The sequence below is a fragment of the Mycobacterium sp. TH-M103 genome (assembly GCF_057473785.1).
This window is the reverse complement of sequence record NZ_JBYCLG010000124.1, coordinates 1-2,234: the sequence shown is the minus strand read 5'-3', so window position 1 is coordinate 2,234 and position 2,234 is coordinate 1. Positions and strand designations below refer to the sequence as shown.

Here is a 2,234-nt window from a genome sequence, read left to right as displayed (position 1 = left end):
GGAACGGTGGCGGGTCTGGAAGCAGTTCCACGACTTCACCGGCAACGCACTCGACGATCCGACGGCCGCCGGCCGCGCACAGATCGCGGCATCCTTTCTGGAACGCACCGTGCCCGACGAACGGTTGCGCCGCGCGCTCACGCCGGACTACCCGTTCCGCTGCAAGCGGGTGCTGCTGGGCGCCGACTACTACCTGGCGCTGCAGCGCGAGCACGTCGATCTGGTGACCGACCCGATCGCGCGGGTCACCGAGACGTCGATCGTGACGGCCGGCGGCGACGTGGTCGACGTCGACGCGATCGTGTGCGCCACCGGATTCCAGACCAGCCACTATCTCAGCGGCATCGAAGTGATCGGCCGCGGCGGCGAAAGCCTGCACGAGCGGTGGGGCGAGGACCCCAGCGCCTACCTCGGCGTGGCGGTCAGCGGGTTCCCGAACTTCTTCATGCTGTACGGCCCCAACACCAACCAGGGCGGCAACTCGATCGTCTACATCCTGGAGGCGGGGGCGCGGCTGGTGGCCGGCGCGGTGAGCCGGGTGGCGCGCCGCGGCGGCTGGCTCGACGTACGCCCCGAGGCCGAAAACCGGTACAACGACGAGCTTTCCACGGCCCTCGAGCGCACCATCTGGACGCAGTGCGACAGCTACTTTCGCTCGCCGACGGGCCGCATCGTCACCCAATGGCCCTACACCGAGCTGGAGTACGCCCGCCGGACCTGGCGGCTGCGGCCGCGCGACTGGGTACACCGCAAGGCGCGTGGACGCGGATCAGTCCGCGCCGAAGTCGATGACACCGCGAATCAATTGGCCTGAGGTCAGGTCGGCGTAGGCGTCGTTGATGTCGTCGAGGGCGTAGCGCCTGGTGATCATCTCGTCGAGGAGTAGGCGCCCGGATTCGTAGAGCGTGGCCAGCAGTCCGATGTCGCTCTTGGGGTTGCAGGACCCGAACACGGTGCCGCACAGCGTCTTGTTCATCAGGATGAAGTCCTGCAACGCCATCGGCACCGAGCGCAGCGCCGGCGCCGGCAGGCCGGTGAGCACGCAGGTGCCGCCCTTGCGGGTGAGCGCCAGCGCCGCGCTCACGTCGGCCTCGCCGATCATCGCGGGGGACACGACGACCGCGTCGGCCATCACGCCGCGGGTCAGGTCGCGCACCAACTCGAGCGCCTCGGCCGCCGTCGCCGCGGTGTGGGTGGCCCCGAAGCGCGGCGCGGACGCGCGTTTGAATTCGTTGACGTCGACCGCGACGATGCGGGCGGCACCGTTGATGCGGGCGCCCTGGATGGCCGCGGTGCCGATGCCGCCGGCACCGATCACGACCGCGGTGTCGCCGCCGCGCACGCCCGCGCGCCGGGCCGCCGAGCCGTATCCCGTCGGCACCGCGCAGGCCAGCAGCGCGGCGGGCACCAGCGGGACGTCCCGATCGATCTTGACGAGCGAATCCGCCGCCACCACGGTGTGTTCGGCGAACGCACCGATCTTGGAGACGTGGCCGAGGTCCCGGCCGTCGGCGGTGTGGTGGCGGAAGGTGCCATCGGTCGGCATGCCGGGGATCAGCGTCCCGGATCCCTTGTCGCACAGGTATTCCATGCCCGAGGCGCACCACCGGCACTGCCCGCACACCGCGAGGAAGGACGTCACCACGTGGTCCCCGGGCGCGAAACCCGTGACGCCCGAACCCACTTCGAGTACCACGCCGGAACCCTCGTGCCCGCCGATGGTCGGCGACATGGCGGGCGGTCCCAGGTCGGCGGGCGGCGCGAGCTTGCCCTGCCGGATGTGCTCGTCGGAGTGGCACAGGCCGGTGGCGGCAAGCTTCAACAGCACCTCGCCGGCGCGCGGCGGGTCGAGCTCGAACTCCTCGACCGACCACGGGCGCCCGTACTCGTAGAGGATGGCCGCGCGGCTTCGCATCGCTGGTCAGCCGTTCGCGGCGGCGACCCGGGCCCGCTCCGTCATCGAGGCGATCACGCCGCCGTCGTTGAGGATGTCGGTGCCGGTGAGGTAACCCGCTTTGTCGCTGGCGCAGAACGCCAGCAGCTCGGCCATCTCCTCAGGTTTGCCCCACCGCGGGACCGCGGCCTCGGTAACCATCGCCCCCGCCCCGGCCTGTTCCTCGAGCCTGCCCATCTCGGTATCGATGGACCCCGGGGACACCGAGACGATGCGCAGGCCGCGCGCGTTGAACCGTTCCGCCTGCGACTGGCTGTACCACCGCACGAAGCTCTTGCTC

The 2,234-nt window shown here is 70.6% G+C and carries 3 protein-coding genes; 1 reads left to right on the top strand and 2 read right to left on the bottom strand.

Annotated features, from left to right (window positions below; genetic code table 11):
* A partial coding sequence (locus AC2VOR_RS07030; protein WP_486963460.1) for an NAD(P)/FAD-dependent oxidoreductase occupies positions 1-814 on the top strand: 814 nt, incomplete at its 5' end.
* Here the strand turns inward: AC2VOR_RS07030 and AC2VOR_RS07025 are convergent.
* Positions 770-1,915, bottom strand: a complete 1,146-nt coding sequence (locus AC2VOR_RS07025; protein WP_369741271.1) for a Zn-dependent alcohol dehydrogenase — start codon at positions 1,913-1,915, stop codon at positions 770-772. The two genes, AC2VOR_RS07030 and AC2VOR_RS07025, sit on opposite strands and share 45 nt — an antisense overlap.
* Before the next feature lie 6 nt (positions 1,916-1,921).
* On the bottom strand, positions 1,922-2,234 hold a 313-nt coding region (locus AC2VOR_RS07020; protein WP_486963459.1), incomplete at its 5' end, for an SDR family oxidoreductase.

What these genes read in the sequence shown, in the direction of transcription:
- AC2VOR_RS07025 (WP_369741271.1), bottom strand. Translation starts at nt 1,915, where the DNA reads ATGCGAAGCCGCGCGGCCATCCTCTACGAGTACGGGCGCCCGTGGTCG.